Here is a 19,349-nt window from a genome sequence, read left to right as displayed (position 1 = left end):
ACTGTGTCGCCGTGTTGCGCGACGATTCGACGGCGGGCAGGCGGCGCACGACCATAGGCGCATGACCTCTCCCGACACCACCGGCAGTCAGCGTCAGATCCGCTTCAACGCCTTCGACATGAACTGCGTCGCGCATCAGTCGTCCGGACTCTGGCGTCATCCCGACGACCGCTCCGACACCTACAACACCCTCGAGTACTGGACCGAGCTGGCGAAACTGCTCGAGAAGGGCACCTTCGACGGCATCTTCATCGCGGATGTGCTCGGCACCTACGACGTCTACGGATCGAGCAACGAGGCCGCGATCCGCAACGGCGCCCAGGTTCCCGTCAACGACCCGCTGCTGCTCGTCAGCGCGATGGCGCTCGTCACCGAGCACCTCGGCTTCGGGGTCACCGCCGGCACCGCCTACGAGCACCCCTACCCCTTCGCCCGCCGCCTGACGACGCTCGACCACCTCACCAAGGGTCGGGTCGGCTGGAACGTCGTCACCGGCTACCTGCCGAGCGCGGCCCGCAACATGGGGCACGACGACCAGCTCGAGCACGACGACCGCTACGACCACGCCGACGAGTACCTCGAGGTGCTCTACAAGCTGTGGGAGGGCTCGTGGGAAGACGATGCCGTCGTCAAGGATCGCGAGCGCGGCATCTTCACCGACCCGGCGAAGGTGCACGAGATCGGCCACCAGGGCAAGCACTTCACGGTGCCCGGCATCCACATCTCCGAGCCGTCGCCGCAGCGCACCCCGGTGATCTACCAGGCTGGAGCCTCCTCGCGCGGCATCGGCTTCGCCGCCGGCAACGCCGAGGCGATCTTCGTCGCCGCGCCCTCCAAGGAGGTGCTGCGCGGAACCGTGTCGAAGATCCGCGACGCCCTCGAGGCCGCCGGCCGCGACCGCTACTCGGCGAAGATCTACACGCTGCTGACCGTCATCACCGACGCGACCGCCGATAAGGCCCAGGCGAAGCTCGAGGACTACCTGCAGTACACGAGCGCCGAGGGCGCCCTGACCTTCATGTCGGGGTGGATGGGTGTCGACCTCTCGCAGTACGAGCTGGATGAGCCGGTCGGCAACGTCAAGTCGAATGCGATCCAGTCGGTGCTGACCAACCTGCAGGCCGAGAAGGACCTCGGCCGCGAGTGGACCGTCGGCGACCTCGCCCGCCAGGGCGCGATCGGCGGACTCGGGCCGTTCATCGTCGGCTCGGGCGAGCAGATCGCCGACGAGCTGCAGTCGTGGGTCGACGAGACCGACGTCGACGGCTTCAACCTCGCCTACGCCATCACGCCCGGGACCTTCGAGGACATCGTCGAGCACGTCATCCCGATCCTGCGCGAGCGCGGCGTCTACCCGACCGAGTACCAGCCGGGCACCCTGCGCCAGAAGCTGCACGGCCGCGGCGACCGGCTGCCCGACGAGCACAAGGGAGCTTCGTTCCGCCACCGCGCGAGCGATGCCCCGACCTCCGACGGCGACCTGGATGCGGCGGCCGAGCCGGTCGCCGCGCAGGCCTGACCCTCATCCGCGCGGCCCGGCCGCACCCGACCCACCAGGAGCGCACCATGTCCGGTCTGAAGATCGTCGCCGTGAGCGGAAGCCCGACGGCGCCGTCGCGCACGACGGCGCTCGTCGACGACGTGGCGCGCAACGTCGCCGAGCAGGTCGACGGCGAGGCGCGGCTCATCGAGCTCGCTCCGCTGCTCGGCGGCCTCGGTGCGGCGGTGTGGCGTGACCAGCTCGACCCGGTCGTGCAGGAGGCGCTGGATGCGGTGGAGCAGGCCGATGTGCTCGTCGTCGGCTCGCCCGCCTACCGGGCCAGCTACACCGGCCTGTTCAAGCTGTTCTTCGACCACATCGGGCAGTACGCCCTCGTCGACAAGCCCGTGCTGCTGACCGCGACCGGCGGCAGCGACCGGCACGCCCTGCTCGTCGAGCACCAGATGCGCCCGCTGTTCGGCTTCTTCCAGGCCCACACGCTGCCGCTCGGCATCTTCGCCAGCGAGGCCGACTTCGAGAACTACCAGGTGACGAGCGCCGACCTGCGCGCCCGCATCGACCTGTCGATTCGCCGCGCGCTGCCGTTCATCCGCGCGGGAGCCGCCGACCGCGACGCCCTCGCCGGAGCCTCCCGAGCCGACGCCTTCTGACCGCCCCCGCCTCACGGAGGGTGTCAGAGCCAGCGCGTCAGAGGTAGCGCGAGAGGAACGCGCGCAGCAGGTCGTGCGAGGCGCTGACGTCCTCACGTCCCGCGCGCTCGAGCACCGCATCCAGCTCTTCCGGTGCGAAGTAGCCGTTCTCGCGGTAGATGCCTACCCGGTAGGCGAGGTCGTCGAACGCCAGCTCGGGGTGGAACTGCGTCGCGTACTGGTGCTCGCCCACCCGGAACGCCTGCACCGGCGCGTTCTCGCCCGTGGCGAGCAGCACGGCGTGCGCGGGCAGCGCGCTGATCGCCTCCTTGTGGCCGACGTAGGAGTGGAACACCTCGGGCATCGTGCCGAACACCGGGTCGGCGCGGCCGGCGTCGGTGAGGCGGATGGGGATCGCGGCCACATCCTCGCCGTACTGCCGGTCGATCACGGCGCCCTCGTGCAGGCCGAGCGTGCCGACGCCGTAGCAGGCGCCGAAGAAGGGGATGTCGCGGTCGAGCACCCGGTCGAGCATCCGCTGCAGCTCGGCTTCGACGCGCTTCTGCGTCGCGCTCTTCTCGTCGTCGGGGTCGGTGACCGTGAAGGGACTGCCGGTGACGACGACCGCGGCGAAGTCGGCGGCGTCGAGCGTGTCGAGGCTGGCGAGGTCGGCGCGGTGGTGGTGGATGCGCTCGGTGGGCACGCCGCCGAAGCGGGAGATCGCGCGCACCTCCGCCGCGAGCGCGGTCTCGTCGTCGCGCGAGGTGATGACGAGCACGGAGGACATGCGCCGAGCCTAGGACGCACGGCGTCGCGGGGCGCCTCGGGGCGACGCGCGGCGCAACACACGCGGTGCCGCCGCCGGTGCCGGTGTCAGTGGTGCCGTCAGTGCCGCCGCCGCACTGTCACCCGAGTGAGGGGCACCGCGGAAACAGTGCGATAACAGTGCCGCGATCAGGGTCTGCACCCCTCGACCGAGCGTTCTGCCGTCGGGTAATATCACGAGGCTTGCGTCATCCGCGCAGAACCCGCCGCCTCCCACGAAGAAGAGCATGGCCGACGATTCGATCTCCCTGAGCCGCGATGCGGCTGCCCGCCCCGACGGCCCGTCGTGGTGGTACCCCGGTGCCCCGACCGGCCGCGCTGCCGCCGCCGACGAAGGCCGTGAAGTCGAGGGATCCGCGCGGTACGCTCGCGGCATGGATGCTCGGGCGGTCGCCTCCGAGCTCACCGCACGTCTGGCGCAGCTCGGCATCGGGCACACCGTCGAGGTCGTGCAGGGGGCTCAGGCCGACGGCGTGCTCGTGCGCAGCCCCTACGCCGAGCCGGTGACGGTGGTCGAGAACGACAGCCGCTTCACCCTCGTCGCCCGCGGCTCCGACGGCGGCGCGAAGCTGGTCGACACCGAGCTCGCCGCCGAGGCGCCGGTCGAGCTGCTCGCGCTGTACCTCGCGTTCCACTCGCTCTGGGCGATGAAGCGCACCGTCGACCGCCACGGCCCCGAGGCCGTCGCCCGTCGCATGCCGAACCTGCTCACTCACCAGCAGCTGGTGATCACCTTCATCGCGGCGTCGCTCACCTCGCCCGAGGACGGCATCCGCACCTACGCCACCGGTCTGATGACCACGGCGACCAACATGCTCCGCGCCTGACCGACGCCCGAGTGATGTGTTGTCCGACCCTCTGAGCCGCTGGCGAGCTGGATTCCTCGAATCCGCACGCCGCGACTGGACTCGCCGCCGACCGCCGCTGATCGGCCTGATCAGCGGTGTCGTCATCGTGGCGTTGTCGACCCTCGTCACCGGCGGTCGATCCTGGATCAGCTCGCTCGTATTCATCGCCGTGATGGTCGCGTTCTGGATCGGCGGACGCGCTCTCGCGCGAAAGCTCGATCGGGGCGAGACGGACGACCGCGGCGAGCGCGACTATCCCGAGGGCTCGGGTTCGGCAATGGGCGCGGCCCCGGCGATCGTTCCCGCCGCGCCGCCGACCGCTGTTCGCGCTGCGGCACCGCCGCTCTCCGCCTACCAACGGCCTGCCGCGCCACCGGCCGCCGCGGTCGCACCCATCCCGGAGATGACCAGTTCACCGTGGGCGAAGCACCCACGACCGACGCAGGACTGACGGCCTCGACGACGCGGGCAGTCGCAGAACGCGAGAAGAGCCCCGCGACCGTGAGGTCCGGGGCTCTTCTCGTGTGCGGATGCGACGCGCGCGTCAGGCCGCGGCCGGCTCCGGCGTCGGCTCGAGGTCCTCGGCGGTGATGCCGCGCGCCTCGAGCGAGTTCTCGACGATCATGAGGCCGTCGAGACCGGGCAGGCGGGCGATGTGCGTGTCGATGCCGCGCACGAGCTTGCGGCCCTCGGAGCCCTGGAACAGGTGACCCATGACGTGCTTGACCTCGTCGGGCTCGGCGATCGTCGAGCCGACCGGGCCCCAGAACTTGCGCAGCGCGAAGCGGGCGATCACGCGGGCCTTCTTGCTCTTCGCGAGGCGCTCGCGGGCCTGGGTGGCGTAGAAGGCGACGTGCTTGGTCTCCTGCTGTGCGATGCGCTTCAGCAGCTCGGCGAGCACCGGGTGCTCCGAGCCCTCGAGCGCGGCGAGGCGGTGGTAAGCGGCGTTGGCCGACCACTCGTTCGCGGCGCCCCACGCCATGTGCACGGCGGCGAAGTCGAGGCCGATGAGGTTCGAGCCGAACGACTGCTTGATCGGGTCGAGGCGGTCCTTGAAGCCGAGCTTGAGGCGCTTGGCCTTGAGGGCGCTGTAGTCGACGTGGATGTCGTGGCGCTCGAGCACCGCGGCGAGGGCCTCGCCGTGCCAGAACTCCTCGCGGTTCCACATCGTCATGAAGGCCGCGATCTCGGGCTCCTTGTGCGACGGCGTGGTGAGCATGTCGCGCAGGTAGCAGACCGTGTGGTACTCGACGTCGCACATGTAGCGCAGGCTGCGCAGCGTGTGCTGGGGGAGGGGGTTGCGCTCGAACTCGTCGAAGTCGAGGTCGCCCCAGCCGACGGCGTCGCTGGCGCGGGTGTACTTGACGATGTCGAAAGCCATGCGCGGTGCGCGGACCCTACTCGGGGGTCCGCTCTCCTTCCTCGGCGGGCGAAGTCTCGGATGCAGCCTCCGCCGGTGCGGCGGGAGCTGCGGATGCGGCCGGAGCCGCGGCGGGCGTCGCAGCGGATGCGGTCGATGCCGAAGCCATCACATCACGACTGGCCTCGGAACCGCCCGACTTCCACTTGACGATCCTCCATGCTCTTCGGAGCGCCTCGCGGGAGAGTTCGGCGTCGGGGTTCACGGCGGTGACGTTGCCGACGAGCCCGAGCCATCCGAGGTCGGAGTGGTTGTCGCCGTAGCCGTACGACTGGCTGAGGTTGATGCCGTGCTCGTCGGCGTAGCGACGCAGCCAGGCGCCGCGCGCCTCATCCACCAGCGGGGGCTTCGCCAGGTAGCCGGTGAGCACGCCGTTGCGGGAGTGCATGGTCGAGCCGACGACCTCGTCGAAGAGGTGCTCGAGGGGGGCGGCGAGCAGGCCGATCGAGCCGGTGACGAGCACGGTGCGGTGCCCGGCGGCGCGGTGCTCCTTGATGCGGGCGATCGCGTCGGCGCTGGTGTGGCGGCGCATGGTGTCGGCGTAGCCGCGGCGCACGATCTTCTCGAGGCGCTCGACGGGCATGCCCGAGTAGCGGCGCAGGAAGGCGCGGATGAACTCGCCGCGGTCGCGGCGCTCGGCGCGCAGGTAGCCGGGAACCGAGCCGAGCAGGCGGGCGACCTCGCCGGGCCAGGCGGCCTTGCGGAAGCCGGAGGAGCGCACCCAGAGGTACTGCTCGACGATGTTCGAGTCGACGACGGTGCCCTCGAGATCGAACACGGCGACGACGTCGCTGCGCTCGGGGAGCGCCTTCGGGGTCTGCGGGCGGTTCGCGATGCGCGTGGCCGCCTGCTTGCGCCGGCGGTAGGCGTTCGTCATCTCGGTGATCGCCGGGAAGTGCACGTTCTGCAGGTAGTCGTCCCAGTCGATCCGCTCGACGTCGAAGCCGCGGTCGTCGCGCAGCTTCGCCGGCAGGGCGGCGTTGAGGGCGCGGGTGTTGCGGTCGTCGAAGATGATCTCCGACTGCACGTAGGCGCGGTACAGGTCGGTGAAGTTCTGCAGCGTCTCGATGCCGGCCTTGGTCTTGGCCAGCTCGGCCTGCCATTCGCGGGTGCGGTCGGTCGAGGGGATGCGCGAGATCGCGAGCTCCTGCAGGCCGGTCCAGCGCTTGGCGAGGGCGAGGTCGCGGGCGACCTTGCGCTCGCCGGGGAACTTCCAGTTCGGCACGACGACGTGGCCGTCGCCCTTCGGCATGGGGTGCTCGGTGTAGTACCGGCGCACGTTGTCGAACATGCGGTGGAACGGGATCGGGTTCGAGGCGCCCGAGGCGACGTGGAAGTACTCCGGCTCGCTCTTGGAGGCGGGGTTCGCGGCGGCGGCGATGATCGCGTTGACCACGAAGTCGACCGGGATGAGGTCGAGGATGCTGTCGGGCAGACCCGGGAACTCGGGCAGCTGGCCGCGGCCGTAGGCGAGGATCAGCGGGTCGGCGACCTTGAAGCCGTCGATCCAGCCCGGGAAGGGGTGCTGGAAGGCGCTCTCGATGATCGTGGGGCGCACGATCGAGAGGGTGTGGCCGGCCTTGCCCCACATGGTCTCGGCGGCGCGCTCGGCGAAGGCCTTGGTGAGCGTGTAGACGTCGGTCCAGCCGAGGCTCTGGGCGCGCATCCGGCCTGCGGAGACGAGCTCGTCGTTGACCCACCCGACACGGGAGGCCTCGGCGGCGGCGGCGACGGCCTGGGGACCCTGCTTGCCGTGCTTGGCGCGCGCGGCGGCGATGAACTTCTGCAGAACCTCGGGGCGGCGCGAGGCGAGCTCGACCTCCTGCGCGGTCTGGCGGGCGGCCTCGAACTCGGCGCGCCAGTCGACGTCGTGCACGAGGCTGGCCTCGGGGGCGATGCCCTTGCGCAGGCCGCCGACGTAGCAGGTGGAGACGTGCACGACGTGCGGGTCGCTGCCGCTGGCGAGCACGGCCTCGTAGAGGCCGATGGCGCCGCCGACGTTGTCTTCGAAGGCGCGCTGGATGGGCGGGTCGAACGACACCGACGCGGCCGAATGGATGACGACATCCAGATCGGAGGGCAGCTGCGGGATCGAGGTGAGCCCGCCATCCACCACCGTGATGCGCGAGGCGAAGGCCTCGGCCGCGGCCTCCTCGCCGACGGCCTCGCGCCACTTCGAGAAGACGGGCTTCTTGAGCAGCTGGCGCACGCGGTGCTCGGCGCTCTGCGAGCCCTTGCCGCGGATCAGGACCGAGACCCGGGTATCGGGATGCTGCGACAGCAGCCGCTCGAGCACCGCCTGTCCTACGAAACCGGTCGCGCCGGTGAGGAAGACGTGCGCGGAGCCGAGATCGGTCTTGGCGCGTTTCGGGGTCACGGAACCAACTTTGCTTCGATGGAGCTGCCGACGGCGGTCATGCCGGGCAGCGCGGAGATGAGGGCGCCGATGCCGCGAGCCTCCTCGCGGCCCTCCGCGCCGCCGAACACGATGCGCTCGAAGAAGCTGCGCTCTTCGGCGGGCCGCTCGACGGCGCCGATGGGCCACGCCGTTCCGAGCAGCTCCTTGCGCGACAGGCGCCGAGCCTTCGGCGATGCCGCGAGGCGACGCTCCGCCTCCTCCTGGAAGAAGCGGAGGTGGCGGTCCTTCACCTGCAGCGCGGTGTCGACGACCGAGGAGAGGGTGCCGGCGATGGTCGAGAGGCGACGGTAGGCGGCCTGCGTGATCCACTCGTCGGCGAGGCCGGCGGTGACGTGGGCGGCGACGATCTGCGGGCCGGCGAAGTTCGCCGAGATCGCCCGGCGGATGGTGCCGCGGCGGTCGCGACGCTCGCTGGCGGTGAGGCGGTGGTGGCCCTCGTCGGCCGGCAGATCCTCTTCGGCGCGGCTGGCTTCGAGCACGGCGTCGAGGGCGTCGGCGAGCCAGAACTTCTCGTAGGCCCAGGTGCTGAGGAAGGCGGTCACCCGCGCGTCCTTGTGGGTCGCGGTGACGAGCAGGTTGCGCATGCGGGCCATCGTCGAGCGCTCCAGGTCGCGCAGCACGCGCACCAGGCGGGCGACGTCGGGCTCGAGCCCGTGCTCCTCGAACTCGCTGAGGTCGATCTCGTCGCGGTGATAGCCCTTGGCTGTGCGAGCGAACTCGCTGACGTCGAACACCGTCGTCGCGGGGGCGACGGTCGTCGCCTCGTCGTTGGTGGTCATGAATCCGTCCGCTTTCCCGCGCGCAGGCGCGTACTCACGCAATTGGCCCGACCCGTATCGTAACGGTCATGGTCACTGCTCTGGTCACCGGCGGCACCTCCGGAATCGGAGCCGCCTTCGCTCGCGCCCTCGCCCGCCGGGGTTCCGACCTCGTTCTCGTCGCGCGCGATGCCACGCGCCTGGAGGAGATGGCGGACGAGCTGCGCGCTCTCGGGCGGCAGGTGGAGGTGCTGCCCGCCGACCTCTCGAACCGCGCCGACGTCGACCGCGTCGCCGCGCGTCTGGAGGATGCGGAGCGCCCGATCGAGGTGCTGGTCAACAACGCCGGCTTCAGCGTGCACACCGCGCTCACGTCGCGCTCGGTCGAGGATCACGACCGCGCGTTCGAGGTGATGGTGCGCGCCGTCCTGGTGCTCGGCGGCGCTGCCGGGCGGGCGATGCGCGCACGCGGTCACGGCCGCATCCTCAACGTCTCGAGCACGGCCGGCTTCGTCACGATGGGCGGCTACAGCGCGATCAAGGCGTGGGTCACCAGCTACACCGAGGGGCTCGCGAACGAGCTGCACGGCACCGGCGTGACCGTCACGGCCCTCTGCCCCGGATGGGTTCATACCGAATTCCATTCTCGTGCGGGCATCGCCAAGTCCAGCATTCCGAACTTCCTCTGGCTCGACGCCGAACCCCTGGTGGAGACGGCTCTGCGCGACGCCGCACGCGGTCGGGTGATCTCTCTGCCGAGTGTTCGGTACCGCCTGCTCATCTGGTTCGCCCGGCACCTGCCGAAGAGCACGATCCGCGCGGTCTCGCGGAAGATTTCGTCCGGACGCCGCGATAGTCTGAAGGAATGACCGCAGGCGGATGCGTCCGCCCCGCAGTCGAGAGAGGACGCCGATGGCAGCGATGAAGCGCGATCGCTTCACCTCGCGACCCCAGGCCGCGGCCCGGTTCGTGGCGCAGCGCCTCATCCTCAAGCCGGTCGTCTGGACTGTGACCGATGTGACGGTCATCGGCCGCGAGAAGGTCAAGAAGCTCGACGGTTCGTTCGTCGTCGTCGCGAACCACTCCAGCCACCTGGATGCCCCGCTCATCATGGGCGGTCTGCCCTGGAAGCAGGCGCGCACCCTCTCGACCGGCGTCGCCGCCGACTACTTCTTCGACGTGTGGTGGCGTCGCGGCCTCACGAAGCTCTTCTTCAACGCCTTCGCCGTGGAGCGCGCCGGCGGCCAGCGCCGCGGCGAGAGCGCCAAGGTGCTCGTGCAGCGCGGCGTCTCGCTGCTGGTCTTCCCCGAGGCGACCCGCTCGCGTGATGGCGGCCGCACGCTCGGCGCCTTCAACCCGGGCGCCGCGGCGATCGCCCGCTCGGTGGGCGCGCCCTGCGTGCCGATCGCGCTCATCGGCGCCGGCCTCGCGCATCCTCGCGGCTCGAAGTGGCCGGGTCCCGGCCGCATGCCGGTCGGCGTCGTGATCGGCGATCCGATGACCCCGATCGGCGACGAGAGCGCCGCCGACTTCATGGAGCGCGTGCGCGACGAGATCGCCCGCATGATCGTCGCCGAGCGCGACGGCGTGCTCGGTGAAGAGGTCGCGACCGAGCTGCACGGCATCGCCCCCGGCGTCGCGCCGATCGCGCCGCCGCCGAGGCCGGCCAAGAAGCCCCAGGCCGCCAAGAAGCCCAAGACCGCCGGGATCCTGCGCCGGAAGGCGGGCGCCGCGAGCGCCGCTCCCGCGCCGCAGGCTCCCGAGACCCCGACCTCCGAGACACCCGAAGGGACCGCTCGATGACCGACGTCAAGCACATGAAGTGGTGGGGATGGGGCGTCGACGGCGTCGCGTTCCACCACGAGGACAAGCCCGGCTTCGCGCCCTTCGTGAAGAAGGCCGTCGGCCTCGACCTGTGGACGGCCGAGCGCACCGAGAAGCCCGACTTCGCCGATGTGCAGGTCGCCGAGCCGATCGCCCCGGCCGCGCTGCTCGCCGAGCTGAAGACGGCGGTCGGCGACGAGAACGTCACCACCGACAAGCTCGAGCGCGTCGTGCACACCTTCGGCAAGAGCCTGCGCGACCTGGTGCGCATCCGCGCCCTCAAGATCGACCGCGCGCCCGACATCGTGGTCTACCCGGCCGACGAGGATGCGGTGGCCGGCGTCGTGAAGGCCGCGGTCGCGGCCGGCGCGGTGCTGATCCCCTTCGGCGGCGGCAGCAACATCGCCGGCAGTCTCGAGCCGCACGCGGATGAGACGCGTCCGGTCATCTCGGTCGACCTGGGCCGTCTGCGCCTGCTGCTCGACATCGACGAGGACTCGGGGCTCGCTCGCATCCAGGCCGGCGCCCTCGGGCCCGACCTCGAGGCGCAGCTCGCCGAGCGCGGCTGGACCCTCGGGCACTTCCCCGACAGCTTCACCCACTCGACCCTCGGCGGCTGGATCGCCACCCGCTCGAGCGGCATGCAGTCGGACAAGTACGGCGACATCGCCGACATCGTGCGCGGCTTCCGCGTCGTGCGCCCGAACGGCACCCTCGTCATCCGCCCGATCCCGAGCGCGTCGACCGGGCCGAGCGTGCGCGAGATGGTCGTCGGCAGCGAGGGTCGGCTCGGCATCATCACCGAGGCGACCGTGCAGGTGCACCGCATCCCCGAGAAGCGCGTCATCCACGCCTACTTCTTCAAGAACTGGGATCACGCCATCAAGGCCATGCAGGAGATCTCGGAGAGCGACGCCTCGCCGAGCATCACCCGCGTCTCCGACGGCAACGAGTCGGGCTTCTCCCTCGCGACGAGCAAGGAGTCGAAGGGCGTCTCGAAGTTCGTGCAGGACTCGCTGTTCTCGTTCCTCGAGGGCCGCGGCTGGAAGCCGGGCGAGATCTGCCTGTCGTTCATCGGCTTCGAGGGCTCGCCCGACCACGTCAAGCGCACCAAGGCGATCGTCGACAAGATCGTCAAGCGCAACTCGGGCCTCGGCGTCGGCACCGGACCGGGCGTGCTCTACGACCAGAAGAAGTTCGACACCCCGTACCTGCGCGACTTCCTGCTCGACATGGGCGCCGCGGGCGACGTGTCGGAGACGGCGGCGCCGTGGTCGAAGCTCATCGGCGTGCACGACGCGGTCTACGCGGCGGCGAACGCGGCCTACGAGCAGATCGGCCGCCAGGGCTGGATCATGTCGCACCTCTCGCACTCGTACCACTCGGGCGCGTGCCTCTACTTCACCTTCGCCTTCGTGATGGGCGACGAGGACCCGCTGGGCGAGTACGACATCGTCAAGGGCGCGATCCAGCAGGCGTTCATCGACGCCGGCGGCACGATCTCGCACCACCATGGCGTCGGCCTCGAGCACGCGCCGTGGCTCGAGCAGGACATCTCGACCGAGGGCGTGGCCGTCATGAGCGGCCTGTTCTCGTCGGCCGACCCCGACGGACTGTTCAACCCGCGCAAGATCATCGTCTGATCCACGTGGTGACCTCGCGAGCCCGCTGCCGGATGCGCTCCGGCGGCGGGCTCGCGGCGTCTTCGGGCCCGGTCCCCTGCATGGGGGACAAATCGGGGTGCAGATTCCGGCGCGCACACTGTGCCCCGAGGGTCTCCGCCCGCTACCGTGAGTCCTGATGCTTCCCTTCTCACCCCTGACTCACCCTCAGCAATGACGCGCCGGGTGATCGCGGTCGGCGATGTCAATCACGACATCCTCGTCTCACCGCACCACGCAGTCCGGCCGGCGTCGGACACCCCGTCGACCGTGCGCTTCCGCCCCGGCGGCAGCGCCGCGAACACGGCGGCCTGGCTCGCCTCCTCCGGCGTCGCCGTCGACCTCGTCGGCGCGATCGGGTCGAGCGACTACGACCGCTACGTCGCCGAGCTGGAGGACTGCGGCGTCACCGCGCACCTGCAGCGCGAGATCGGCGTGACCACCGGCACGATCATCATCATCGTCTCGCCCCGCGGCGACGACCCGACGATGTTCACCGAACGCGGCGCGAACGCCCTGCTCTCGCCCGCCGCCGTCACGCCCGAGCTGCTGTCGACCGCCGCCGCCGTGCACCTGAGCGCCTACAGCTTCGTCGACGGCTTCGGCGTGGCCGGCGCCCGCGACGTGATCGACCGCGCGAACGCCGCCGGCGTGCCCGTCGTCGTCAACCCGAGCTCTGCCGACTACATCCGCGACTTCGGGGTCGAGGCCTTCCGCACGGCCGCGCGCGGCGCCTCAGTGATCTTCCCCAACCTCGAAGAGGGCGAGCTGCTCACCGGCGAGACCAGCCCCGAGCGGATGATCGCCGCCTTCCACGAGCTGGCCGAGACGGTCGTGCTGACCCTCGGTCCCGACGGCGCGATGGGGCAGCACCGCTCGGGCGCGCCCGTCGTGCGGGTTCCGGCGCCCAAGGTGCGCGTGGTCGACCCGACCGGCGCCGGCGACGCCTTCGCGGCCGGCTTCCTGACCTCCTGGATCGAGCGGCCCGACCTCGAGTCGGCGATGGTCTCGGCGGTGCAGCTCGCGTCGCGCGCGATCATGCTGATCGGCGGCCGGCCGGGCATCTGAGGCGCTTCCCGCGCCGCGCTTCGTCCGGCCTCGCGCGCGGTCGGTCGCAGAAACCTGTCCGAATAACCCCTGAATGACCCCCGTTCGGGGGTCAGGATTCCCCTAGGGTGTCCCTCGGCGGCAACGGAGCCGCCGGCAGAGACCGTGCTGCCACGGGAGGGGAGACCTCGTGAGAGACACCACCATCCACAGATCAGCGAGCCGAACCGGGCGCGCGGGTCGCGCATCCCAGGCCCGCGGACTCGCCGTGATCGCGGCCGCCGCGGTCGGACTCGGCGGGGCTCTGACCCCCGCGCTGTCGGCCCAGGCGCTCGACACCAGCGATACGCCCGACTTCGGCAGCAGCGTCAAGATCTACGACCCGTCGACGCCGACGTCGACGATCCAGGCGGATGTCGACGCCGCCTTCAACGCGCAGCTGCTCAACTCGGGCGCCCAGTTCGGCGAGCAGCGCTACACCTTCCTGTTCAAGCCCGGCGACTACGACCGAGTGTGGGCCAACCTCGGCTTCTACACGGCTGTCGCCGGGCTCGGCAAGAACCCCGACGACGTCACCATCCACGGCGCCGTCAACGTCGACTCCGGCTGGAACGCCGGCGACGAGAAGAACGCCACCCAGAACTTCTGGCGCTCGGTCGAGAACCTCGCGATCGTGCCCGAGGGCGGAACCGACCGCTGGGCCGTGTCGCAGGCTGCGCCGATGCGCCGTGTGCACATTCAGGGCAACCTGACGATGGGCCCCTCGAACCAGGACGGCGGCCAGGGCTACTCCTCGGGCGGCTACATCGCCGACAGCAAGGTCGACGGCACCGTCAGCTCGGGTTCGCAGCAGCAGTGGTACACCCGCAACTCCTCGCTCGGCGCGTGGGAGGGCGGCAACTGGAACATGACGTTCTCGGGCGTCGACGGTGCCCCCGGCAACGACTTCGACCGCAGCTACACGACGCTCGACACGACGCCCACCACGCGCGAGAAGCCGTACCTCTACATCGACGGCGACGGCAAGTACCACGTCTTCGTGCCGTCGCTCTCGCGCGATTCGCGCGGCACGACCTGGCCGAACACGCCCGGCACCGACTTGCCGATGCGCGACTTCTACGTCGCCCACCCGGGCGACAGCGCCGGCACGCTGAACCAGGCGCTCGAGCAGGGGCTCAACCTGTTCTTCACGCCCGGCACCTACCCGCTCGACGCGCCGCTGAACGTCACGCGCGCCGGCACCGTCGTCACCGGCATCGGCTTCCCGACGCTGACCCCGACGAACGGCAACGCGGTGCTGACCTCGGCCGACGTCTCCGGCGTCAACGTGTCGAACCTGGTCGTGGATGCGGGAACGCAGAACAGCGACGTGCTGATCCGCCTCGGCGAGACCGGCTCGCACAACGACCACTCGGGTGACCCGCAGAGCATCCAGGACGTCTTCGTGCGCATCGGCTCGAGCATCCAGGGCAACGCCACCACGACGCTGCAGGTCAACGCCGACGACACGATCGTCGACCACATCTGGGCCTGGCGCGCGGATCACGGCGGCGCCCCGACCGGCTGGGATGTCAACAAGGGCGCGACCGGCGTCGAGGTCAACGGCGACGACGTGCTCGCGACCGGACTGTTCGTCGAGCACTACCAGAAGCACGAGGTGATCTGGAACGGCAACGGCGGCAAGACCGTGTTCTTCCAGAACGAGCTGCCCTACGACGTGCCCGACAACGCCTCCTGGCAGAGCCCGACCGGCGCCGGCTACGCGGCCTACAAGGTCGCCGACGGCGTGAGCTCGCACGAGATCTGGGGAGCGGGCGTCTACTCGTTCTTCAACGTGAACCCCTCGGTCGTCGCCGACCGCGGATTCGAGTTCCCCGACAACGGCGGCGTGCGCGGCCACGGTCTGTTCACCGTCTCGCTCGGTGACGTGGGCACGATCAACCACGTCGTCAACAACACGGGCGGACCGGTTCCGAACCCGGCGGGCAACACCTCGCCGAGCCGGGTCGCGAACTACCCGGGCTGATCCCGACCGGATGCGGCGCGCCCGCATCCGTCGCACCTGATCGCGCCCTCGTCGGCTCACGCCGGCGGGGGCGCGATGGTGTTCGGGCCGCGCGGCTGTGCGTGCGACCCCGCGCGGTCAGCTGTTGCGGAGGTGCTGGTACGCGTCGAGGGCGGCCTGACGGCTCTGCTTGAGGTCGACGATCGGCTCGGGGTACTCGTCCGTGCCGAGCTCGGGCACCCAGCGCTTCACGTAGCGATCGTGCTTGTCGAACTTCTCGCGCTGCAGCTCGGGATTGAAGACGCGGAAGTACGGCGCCGCATCCGCCCCGCTGCCCGCGACCCACTGCCAGTTGCCCGGATTGCTGGCCTCGTCGGCATCCACCAGGGTGTCCCAGAACCACGCCTCGCCCACGCGCCAGTCGACGAGCAGGTTCTTCACGAGGAAGCTGGCCGTGACCATGCGCACGCGGTTGTGCATCACGCCCGTGTGCCAGAGCTCGCGCATGCCGGCGTCGACGAGGGGGATGCCGGTGCGCCCCTGCTTCCAGGCGTCGAGCTCGGCGTTGTGCGGCTTCTCCCAGGGGAAGGCATCCCACTCGGGCCGGTAGCTCTCGGTGTGCAGCTTCGGCTGCTGGAACAGGATGCCGTGGTTGAACTCGCGCCAGCCGACCTCGCTGAGGAACTTGGCGCGGTTGCGCAGCGCGCCGCCGTCGAGGGGGCCGTGCAGGCGATCCCAGATCTGGATGGGGCTGATCTCGCCGAAGCGCAGGTGCGGGCTCAGGCCGCTCGTCGCCTCGACCGCCGGCTCGTCGCGGCGGTGGTAGTCGGCGAGGCGGTCTTCGACGAACTCCTCGAGCCGGTGGCGTGCGCCGAGCTCGCCCGGCTCCCACGTCTCGCGCAGGCCGCCGGCCCAGTCGGGATGCGTCGGCAGCAGGCCCCAGTCGTCGAGGCGGTCGCCGTCGGCGCGGCGTCCCTCGATCTCGCGCGGCTCGGGGACGGCATCGCGGAACGGCCGCTCCTGCGCGGCCTTCCAGAACGGGGTGAACACCTTGAACGGCTCGCCCTGGCCGGTCGTGACCTCCCAGGGCTCGACCAGCAGGTTCGCCGAGAAGCTGGCGACCTCGATGCCGTCGTCGCGCAGGCGGGTCTTCAGCCGGGCGTCGATCTCGCGGGCGGCGCCGTAGCGGCGGTTCCAGAAGACGGCCTCGGCGTGCGTCTCGGCGACGACCGCGGGGATGACCTCTTCGGCCTTGCCTCGGCGCAGCACGAGCGACCCGCCGCGCTCCTCGAGCCGCTGCTGCAGGGCCGTCAGGCTCTCGTGGAGCCACCACTTCGTCGCGCCGCCGAGCGGCCGGATCTCGCGGCTCTCCTCGTCGAGCAGATACAGCACGACGACGGGGCGGTCGCCGTCGACCGCGGCGCGCAGCGCCGGGTTGTCGGCCAGGCGCAGATCGTCGCGCAGCCAGACGAGGGCGGGATGCCGCGGGCTCACGCGGCTCCGGTGGTGCTGCCCGAGTCGGTGCTGCTCGCATCCGACCCGCCGGTCAGGTCGTCGAGGTCGCACGCCTTGTCTCCGTTGGCGACATCCACATCCGGCGGCGGCGGGAGGCGATCGAGATCGGCCGGGTTGCCGGGGTAGCTCGCACCGCGCAGCTTGTCGCTGAGGCGGCGCAGCTGGGCGAGCTCGTCGTCGTCGAGCGACGACAGCATCCGGTCGGCGATGTCGCGCCCGTGCTCGGTGCCGACCTTGCGGAACAGCGCGTAGCCGTCGTCGGTGAGGGTCGCGATCGTGCCGCGCGCGTCATCCGGATCGGAGCACTTGCTGACGAGCCCGCGGGCGACGAGGCGGTCGATCAGCCGGCTGACGCTCGGCTGGGTCAGCAGCATGTGGCGGTTGAGGTCGCGGATGCGCAGGGCGCGGCCGGGGGCGCGGGAGAGCGTGAACAGCACGTCGTACTCGGTGAAGCTCACACCCTCGGGGAAGCGGGCGCGGATGTGGCGCAGCACGCTCACCTGGGCCCGGTACAGCGATTCCCAGGCGGCGACCGCGTCGGTGCGGCGGGTGGCGGCCTGCGGTAGCGATCGCCCCTTCTCGGAGGCGGCGACCGCGTCGGTGCGGCGCGTGGCGGCCTGCGGTAGCGATCGCCCCTTCTCGGAGGCGGCGACCGCGTCGGTGCGGCGGGTGGCGGCCTGCGGTAGCGATCGCCCCTTCTCGGAGGCGGCGACCGCGTCGGTGCGGCGCGTCGCTGCGCCCGCCGAGGTGGGTTCGGGTCGCTCGGTCATGCGACAACACTAGGGCGGCCCGCCGACGCGTGTTGCGCAGAGCCTGCGGGGTCAGGGCTGACGCGGAGGATGCGGCGGGGCGAACGGGCCCGGACATGATTCGAGGGCCGGTTCCAGAGGCGTGGAACCGGCCCTCTTCCCTTGCACCAAGAGTGCCCTGCAATCACATTCGTCCCGGTCGCCACAGCAAACAACCGGAACTCCTGCAATGTATAACGGCGAGGTAACGGCGCGCTAGTTATCGGAACGTTATTTTTGCTGGACGTTCGCCGAGCGTTGTTCCGGCGCCGTCGATGAGCCTCGCGCGGGGCCCGGATCGCCGCCGCCGCGCACCGGATCGCGGGCGATCCGACGCCGCGCTTGCCTTCTCACTGGTGTGAAGGTTGCACGCTGATCCGGCGCCGCGATCGCGGCGTGCTGATCCGAGGCGGAAGCGCACTCACGAGGTGCCCGCCCGACGAAAGAAGACATCGCCATGACATCCACCCACGACGTCGTCTCGGGTACCCCGACGACCGAGCGCCTGCCCATCGCGGCGCTCGCCGCGCTGTTCACCGCCGGCTTCATCACCACCCTCACCGAGGCTCTGCCCGCGGGCGTCCTGCCCCAGATGAGCCACGCGCTCGCTGTGAGCGAGTCGGTCGGCGGCCAGACCGTCACCATCTACGCGGTCGCGACCATGCTGACCGCCATCCCGCTGTCGATCGTGACCAGCTCCTGGCCCCGGCGGCGCCTCCTCGTGATCGCGCTGATCGGATTCCTCGTGGCGAACCTCGTCACCGCGATCTCGCTCGACTACACGGTCACGATGATCGCCCGCTTCATCGCCGGCGCCGCCTCGGGTGTGACCTGGAGCATCCTCGGCGGATACGCGCAGAAGCTCGTCGGCCCGGCGCTGAAAGGGCGGGCGATGGCCGTCGCCTTCGCCGGCACGCCCGTCGCGCTCTCGCTCGGCGTGCCGGTCGGCGCCTTCCTGGGCCAGGTCGTCGGCTGGCAGCTGACCTTCGGCATCATCACCGCGCTGTCGGCGCTGCTCATCGGCTGGTCGCTGTGGAAGCTGCCGGACTTCCCCGGCCAGAAGCTCGCCGAGCGGCTTCCGGTGCTGCACCTGCTGCGCCTGAAGGGTCTGCGCACGATCCTCGTCGTCACGGGCCTCTACGTGCTGGCGCACACCGTGCTCTACACCTACATCGCTCCCGTGCTCGCGGGCGTGGGGCTCGAGGCCCAGGTGCAGTGGATCCTGCTCGACTTCGGCATCGCGTCGATCCTGAGCATCTGGCTCACCGGCGTCTTCGTCGACCGGCACCACCGTCGGCTCGTGATCCTCAGCACCGTGCTCTTCGCCGTCGCGGCCACGGCGCTCTCGCTGGACGCATCCAGCCCGATCGTCGACTACATCGCGGTCGGGTTCTGGGGTCTCGCCTTCGGCGGTGCGGCGACGCTGTTCCAGTCGGCGCTCATGGCGGCCTCGGGGGATCACGCCGACGCGGCCCAGCCGCTGCAGGTGACCATGTGGAACGCCGGCATCGGACTCGGCGGGCTGATCGGCGGCGTGCTGCTCGCCGGGTTCGGCACCGAGTCCATCCTGGTCGCCGTCGCGCTGATGGTCGCTGCGACGGTGCTGATCGTCGTCGTCGCGCGACGACACGCATTCCCGCACCGGCGCTGACGACGACGCTGACGACGACGTCGGGGAGCGCGTCAGGCCTTCGCGACCGTGTCCAGGTAGCCGTCCAGGGCCTCGAGGTTCTGCGACAGCAGCTGCACGCGCTCGCGCAGGCGGTCGCGCTCCTCGGCGATCCGGCTGACGAAGGCGGGGTCGTCGTAGCGGCAGCTCGCCGCCTCCGACAGGCAGGGCAGCACGTCGCGGATGATCTCGGTGGTCAGTCCGGCACCCAGCAGCCCGCGGATCTGCTGCACGCGCAGCACCATCGTGTCGTCGTAATCGCGGTACCCGTTCGCCGCCCGCTGGGGCAGCAGCAGGCCCTGCTCCTCGTAATACCGCAGCAGTCGCGGCGCCACGCCCACCAGGTCGGAGAGCTCCTTGATCTTCATCGTCGCCGCTCCCATCCTGACCTTCACATGAGTGTCAAGGTCGGAGTCTACGTCGACCGTGCCGTCCGCGCC

General features: G+C 70.6%; 17 protein-coding genes. 10 read left to right on the top strand and 7 right to left on the bottom strand.

The genetic code is table 11. The annotated features are described in order from the left end of the window. Positions 1-61: 61 nt before the first annotated feature. Positions 62-1,519: an LLM class flavin-dependent oxidoreductase gene (locus BJ979_RS01255; protein WP_218853406.1), complete on the top strand. Its 1,458-nt coding sequence runs from the start codon at positions 62-64 to the stop codon at positions 1,517-1,519. Between the two features lie 47 nt (positions 1,520-1,566). Further along, entirely contained in the window at positions 1,567-2,151 is a 585-nt protein-coding gene (gene msuE, locus BJ979_RS01250) for an FMN reductase (RefSeq protein ID WP_179564425.1), read from the top strand. A 37-nt stretch (positions 2,152-2,188) separates the two neighbouring features. Here the strand turns inward: msuE and BJ979_RS01245 are convergent, their stop codons facing one another. Beyond that, positions 2,189-2,917 carry a glutamine amidotransferase gene (locus BJ979_RS01245; protein WP_179564422.1) on the bottom strand — a complete coding sequence of 243 codons (729 nt, stop codon included), beginning with the start codon at positions 2,915-2,917 and terminating at the stop codon, positions 2,189-2,191. Between the two features lie 412 nt (positions 2,918-3,329). Here BJ979_RS01245 and BJ979_RS01240 point away from each other — a divergent pair, with 412 nt between their 5' ends. After that, the gene (locus BJ979_RS01240) at positions 3,330-3,782 is read left to right on the top strand and encodes a hypothetical protein (protein WP_141164658.1); all 453 of its coding nucleotides are present in this window, start codon (positions 3,330-3,332) and stop codon (positions 3,780-3,782) included. Between the two features lie 133 nt (positions 3,783-3,915). Next, positions 3,916-4,254 (top strand): hypothetical protein, encoded by a 339-nt coding sequence (locus BJ979_RS01235; protein WP_179564420.1) that lies wholly within the window; start codon positions 3,916-3,918, stop codon positions 4,252-4,254. A gap of 93 nt (positions 4,255-4,347) precedes the next feature. Here BJ979_RS01235 and BJ979_RS01230 read toward each other — a convergent pair whose 3' ends face one another. Genes BJ979_RS01230 through BJ979_RS17430 form a run of 3 tightly spaced genes read right to left on the bottom strand, consistent with a single transcriptional unit; the run spans position 4,348 to position 8,421 of the window. After that, positions 4,348-5,184 (bottom strand): ferritin family protein, encoded by an 837-nt coding sequence (locus BJ979_RS01230; RefSeq protein ID WP_179564418.1) that lies wholly within the window; start codon positions 5,182-5,184, stop codon positions 4,348-4,350. A gap of 16 nt (positions 5,185-5,200) precedes the next feature. Continuing rightward, entirely contained in the window at positions 5,201-7,600 is a 2,400-nt protein-coding gene (locus BJ979_RS01225; RefSeq protein ID WP_179564416.1) for an SDR family oxidoreductase, read from the bottom strand. Then, positions 7,597-8,421 carry a hypothetical protein gene (locus BJ979_RS17430; protein ID WP_179564414.1) on the bottom strand — a complete coding sequence of 275 codons (825 nt, stop codon included), beginning with the start codon at positions 8,419-8,421 and terminating at the stop codon, positions 7,597-7,599. Before BJ979_RS17430 ends, BJ979_RS01225 begins: the two co-directional genes overlap by 4 nt. Before the next feature lie 68 nt (positions 8,422-8,489). Between BJ979_RS17430 and BJ979_RS01215 the strand changes: the two genes are divergently transcribed. The 5 genes from BJ979_RS01215 to BJ979_RS01195 all read left to right on the top strand — a co-directional run bounded on the left by BJ979_RS01215 (position 8,490) and on the right by BJ979_RS01195 (position 14,958). Continuing rightward, positions 8,490-9,269 carry an SDR family NAD(P)-dependent oxidoreductase gene (locus BJ979_RS01215; protein ID WP_179564412.1) on the top strand — a complete coding sequence of 260 codons (780 nt, stop codon included), beginning with the start codon at positions 8,490-8,492 and terminating at the stop codon, positions 9,267-9,269. A gap of 43 nt (positions 9,270-9,312) precedes the next feature. Continuing rightward, positions 9,313-10,203 (top strand): lysophospholipid acyltransferase family protein, encoded by an 891-nt coding sequence (locus BJ979_RS01210; RefSeq protein ID WP_179564410.1) that lies wholly within the window; start codon positions 9,313-9,315, stop codon positions 10,201-10,203. Next, positions 10,200-11,867 (top strand): FAD-binding oxidoreductase, encoded by a 1,668-nt coding sequence (locus BJ979_RS01205; protein ID WP_179564408.1) that lies wholly within the window; start codon positions 10,200-10,202, stop codon positions 11,865-11,867. The genes BJ979_RS01210 and BJ979_RS01205 overlap by 4 nt, the downstream gene beginning before the upstream one ends. A gap of 192 nt (positions 11,868-12,059) precedes the next feature. Beyond that, positions 12,060-12,953 carry a carbohydrate kinase family protein gene (locus BJ979_RS01200; RefSeq protein ID WP_179564406.1) on the top strand — a complete coding sequence of 298 codons (894 nt, stop codon included), beginning with the start codon at positions 12,060-12,062 and terminating at the stop codon, positions 12,951-12,953. Between the two features lie 169 nt (positions 12,954-13,122). Continuing rightward, positions 13,123-14,958: a hypothetical protein gene (locus tag BJ979_RS01195; RefSeq protein WP_343046544.1), complete on the top strand. Its 1,836-nt coding sequence runs from the start codon at positions 13,123-13,125 to the stop codon at positions 14,956-14,958. A 117-nt stretch (positions 14,959-15,075) separates the two neighbouring features. Here BJ979_RS01195 and BJ979_RS01190 read toward each other — a convergent pair whose 3' ends face one another. Both BJ979_RS01190 and BJ979_RS18020 read right to left on the bottom strand, forming a co-directional pair. Next, entirely contained in the window at positions 15,076-16,431 is a 1,356-nt protein-coding gene (locus BJ979_RS01190) for a cryptochrome/photolyase family protein (protein ID WP_179564404.1), read from the bottom strand. Then, positions 16,428-17,222: a MarR family transcriptional regulator gene (locus BJ979_RS18020; RefSeq protein WP_179564402.1), complete on the bottom strand. Its 795-nt coding sequence runs from the start codon at positions 17,220-17,222 to the stop codon at positions 16,428-16,430. Before BJ979_RS18020 ends, BJ979_RS01190 begins: the two co-directional genes overlap by 4 nt. A gap of 475 nt (positions 17,223-17,697) precedes the next feature. Between BJ979_RS18020 and BJ979_RS01180 the strand changes: the two genes are divergently transcribed. Further along, entirely contained in the window at positions 17,698-18,891 is a 1,194-nt protein-coding gene (locus BJ979_RS01180; RefSeq protein WP_179564400.1) for an MFS transporter, read from the top strand. Positions 18,892-18,923: 32 nt separating this feature from the next. Here BJ979_RS01180 and BJ979_RS01175 read toward each other — a convergent pair whose 3' ends face one another. Further along, positions 18,924-19,277: a MerR family transcriptional regulator gene (locus tag BJ979_RS01175; protein ID WP_179564398.1), complete on the bottom strand. Its 354-nt coding sequence runs from the start codon at positions 19,275-19,277 to the stop codon at positions 18,924-18,926. Positions 19,278-19,349 lie beyond the last annotated feature (72 nt).

The organism is Schumannella luteola (genome assembly GCF_013408685.1).
Taxonomy (GTDB): Bacteria; Actinomycetota; Actinomycetes; order Actinomycetales; family Microbacteriaceae; genus Schumannella; species Schumannella luteola.
This window is presented reverse-complemented; position numbering and strand designations above follow the sequence as displayed.

Bases quoted from the DNA above. Each gene is read 5' to 3' on its own strand.
- msuE (WP_179564425.1), top strand. From the start codon at position 1,567: ATGTCCGGTCTGAAGATCGTCGCCGTGAGCGGAAGCCCGACGGCGCCG.
- BJ979_RS17430 (WP_179564414.1), bottom strand. From the start codon at position 8,421: ATGACCACCAACGACGAGGCGACGACCGTCGCCCCCGCGACGACGGTG.
- BJ979_RS01255 (WP_218853406.1), top strand. From the start codon at position 62: ATGACCTCTCCCGACACCACCGGCAGTCAGCGTCAGATCCGCTTCAAC.
- BJ979_RS01215 (WP_179564412.1), top strand. From the start codon at position 8,490: ATGGTCACTGCTCTGGTCACCGGCGGCACCTCCGGAATCGGAGCCGCC.
- BJ979_RS01175 (WP_179564398.1), bottom strand. From the start codon at position 19,277: ATGAAGATCAAGGAGCTCTCCGACCTGGTGGGCGTGGCGCCGCGACTG.
- BJ979_RS18020 (WP_179564402.1), bottom strand. From the start codon at position 17,222: ATGACCGAGCGACCCGAACCCACCTCGGCGGGCGCAGCGACGCGCCGC.
- BJ979_RS01230 (WP_179564418.1), bottom strand. From the start codon at position 5,184: ATGGCTTTCGACATCGTCAAGTACACCCGCGCCAGCGACGCCGTCGGC.
- BJ979_RS01200 (WP_179564406.1), top strand. From the start codon at position 12,060: ATGACGCGCCGGGTGATCGCGGTCGGCGATGTCAATCACGACATCCTC.
- BJ979_RS01205 (WP_179564408.1), top strand. From the start codon at position 10,200: ATGACCGACGTCAAGCACATGAAGTGGTGGGGATGGGGCGTCGACGGC.
- BJ979_RS01240 (WP_141164658.1), top strand. From the start codon at position 3,330: ATGGATGCTCGGGCGGTCGCCTCCGAGCTCACCGCACGTCTGGCGCAG.
- BJ979_RS01180 (WP_179564400.1), top strand. From the start codon at position 17,698: ATGACATCCACCCACGACGTCGTCTCGGGTACCCCGACGACCGAGCGC.
- BJ979_RS01210 (WP_179564410.1), top strand. From the start codon at position 9,313: ATGGCAGCGATGAAGCGCGATCGCTTCACCTCGCGACCCCAGGCCGCG.
- BJ979_RS01245 (WP_179564422.1), bottom strand. From the start codon at position 2,917: ATGTCCTCCGTGCTCGTCATCACCTCGCGCGACGACGAGACCGCGCTC.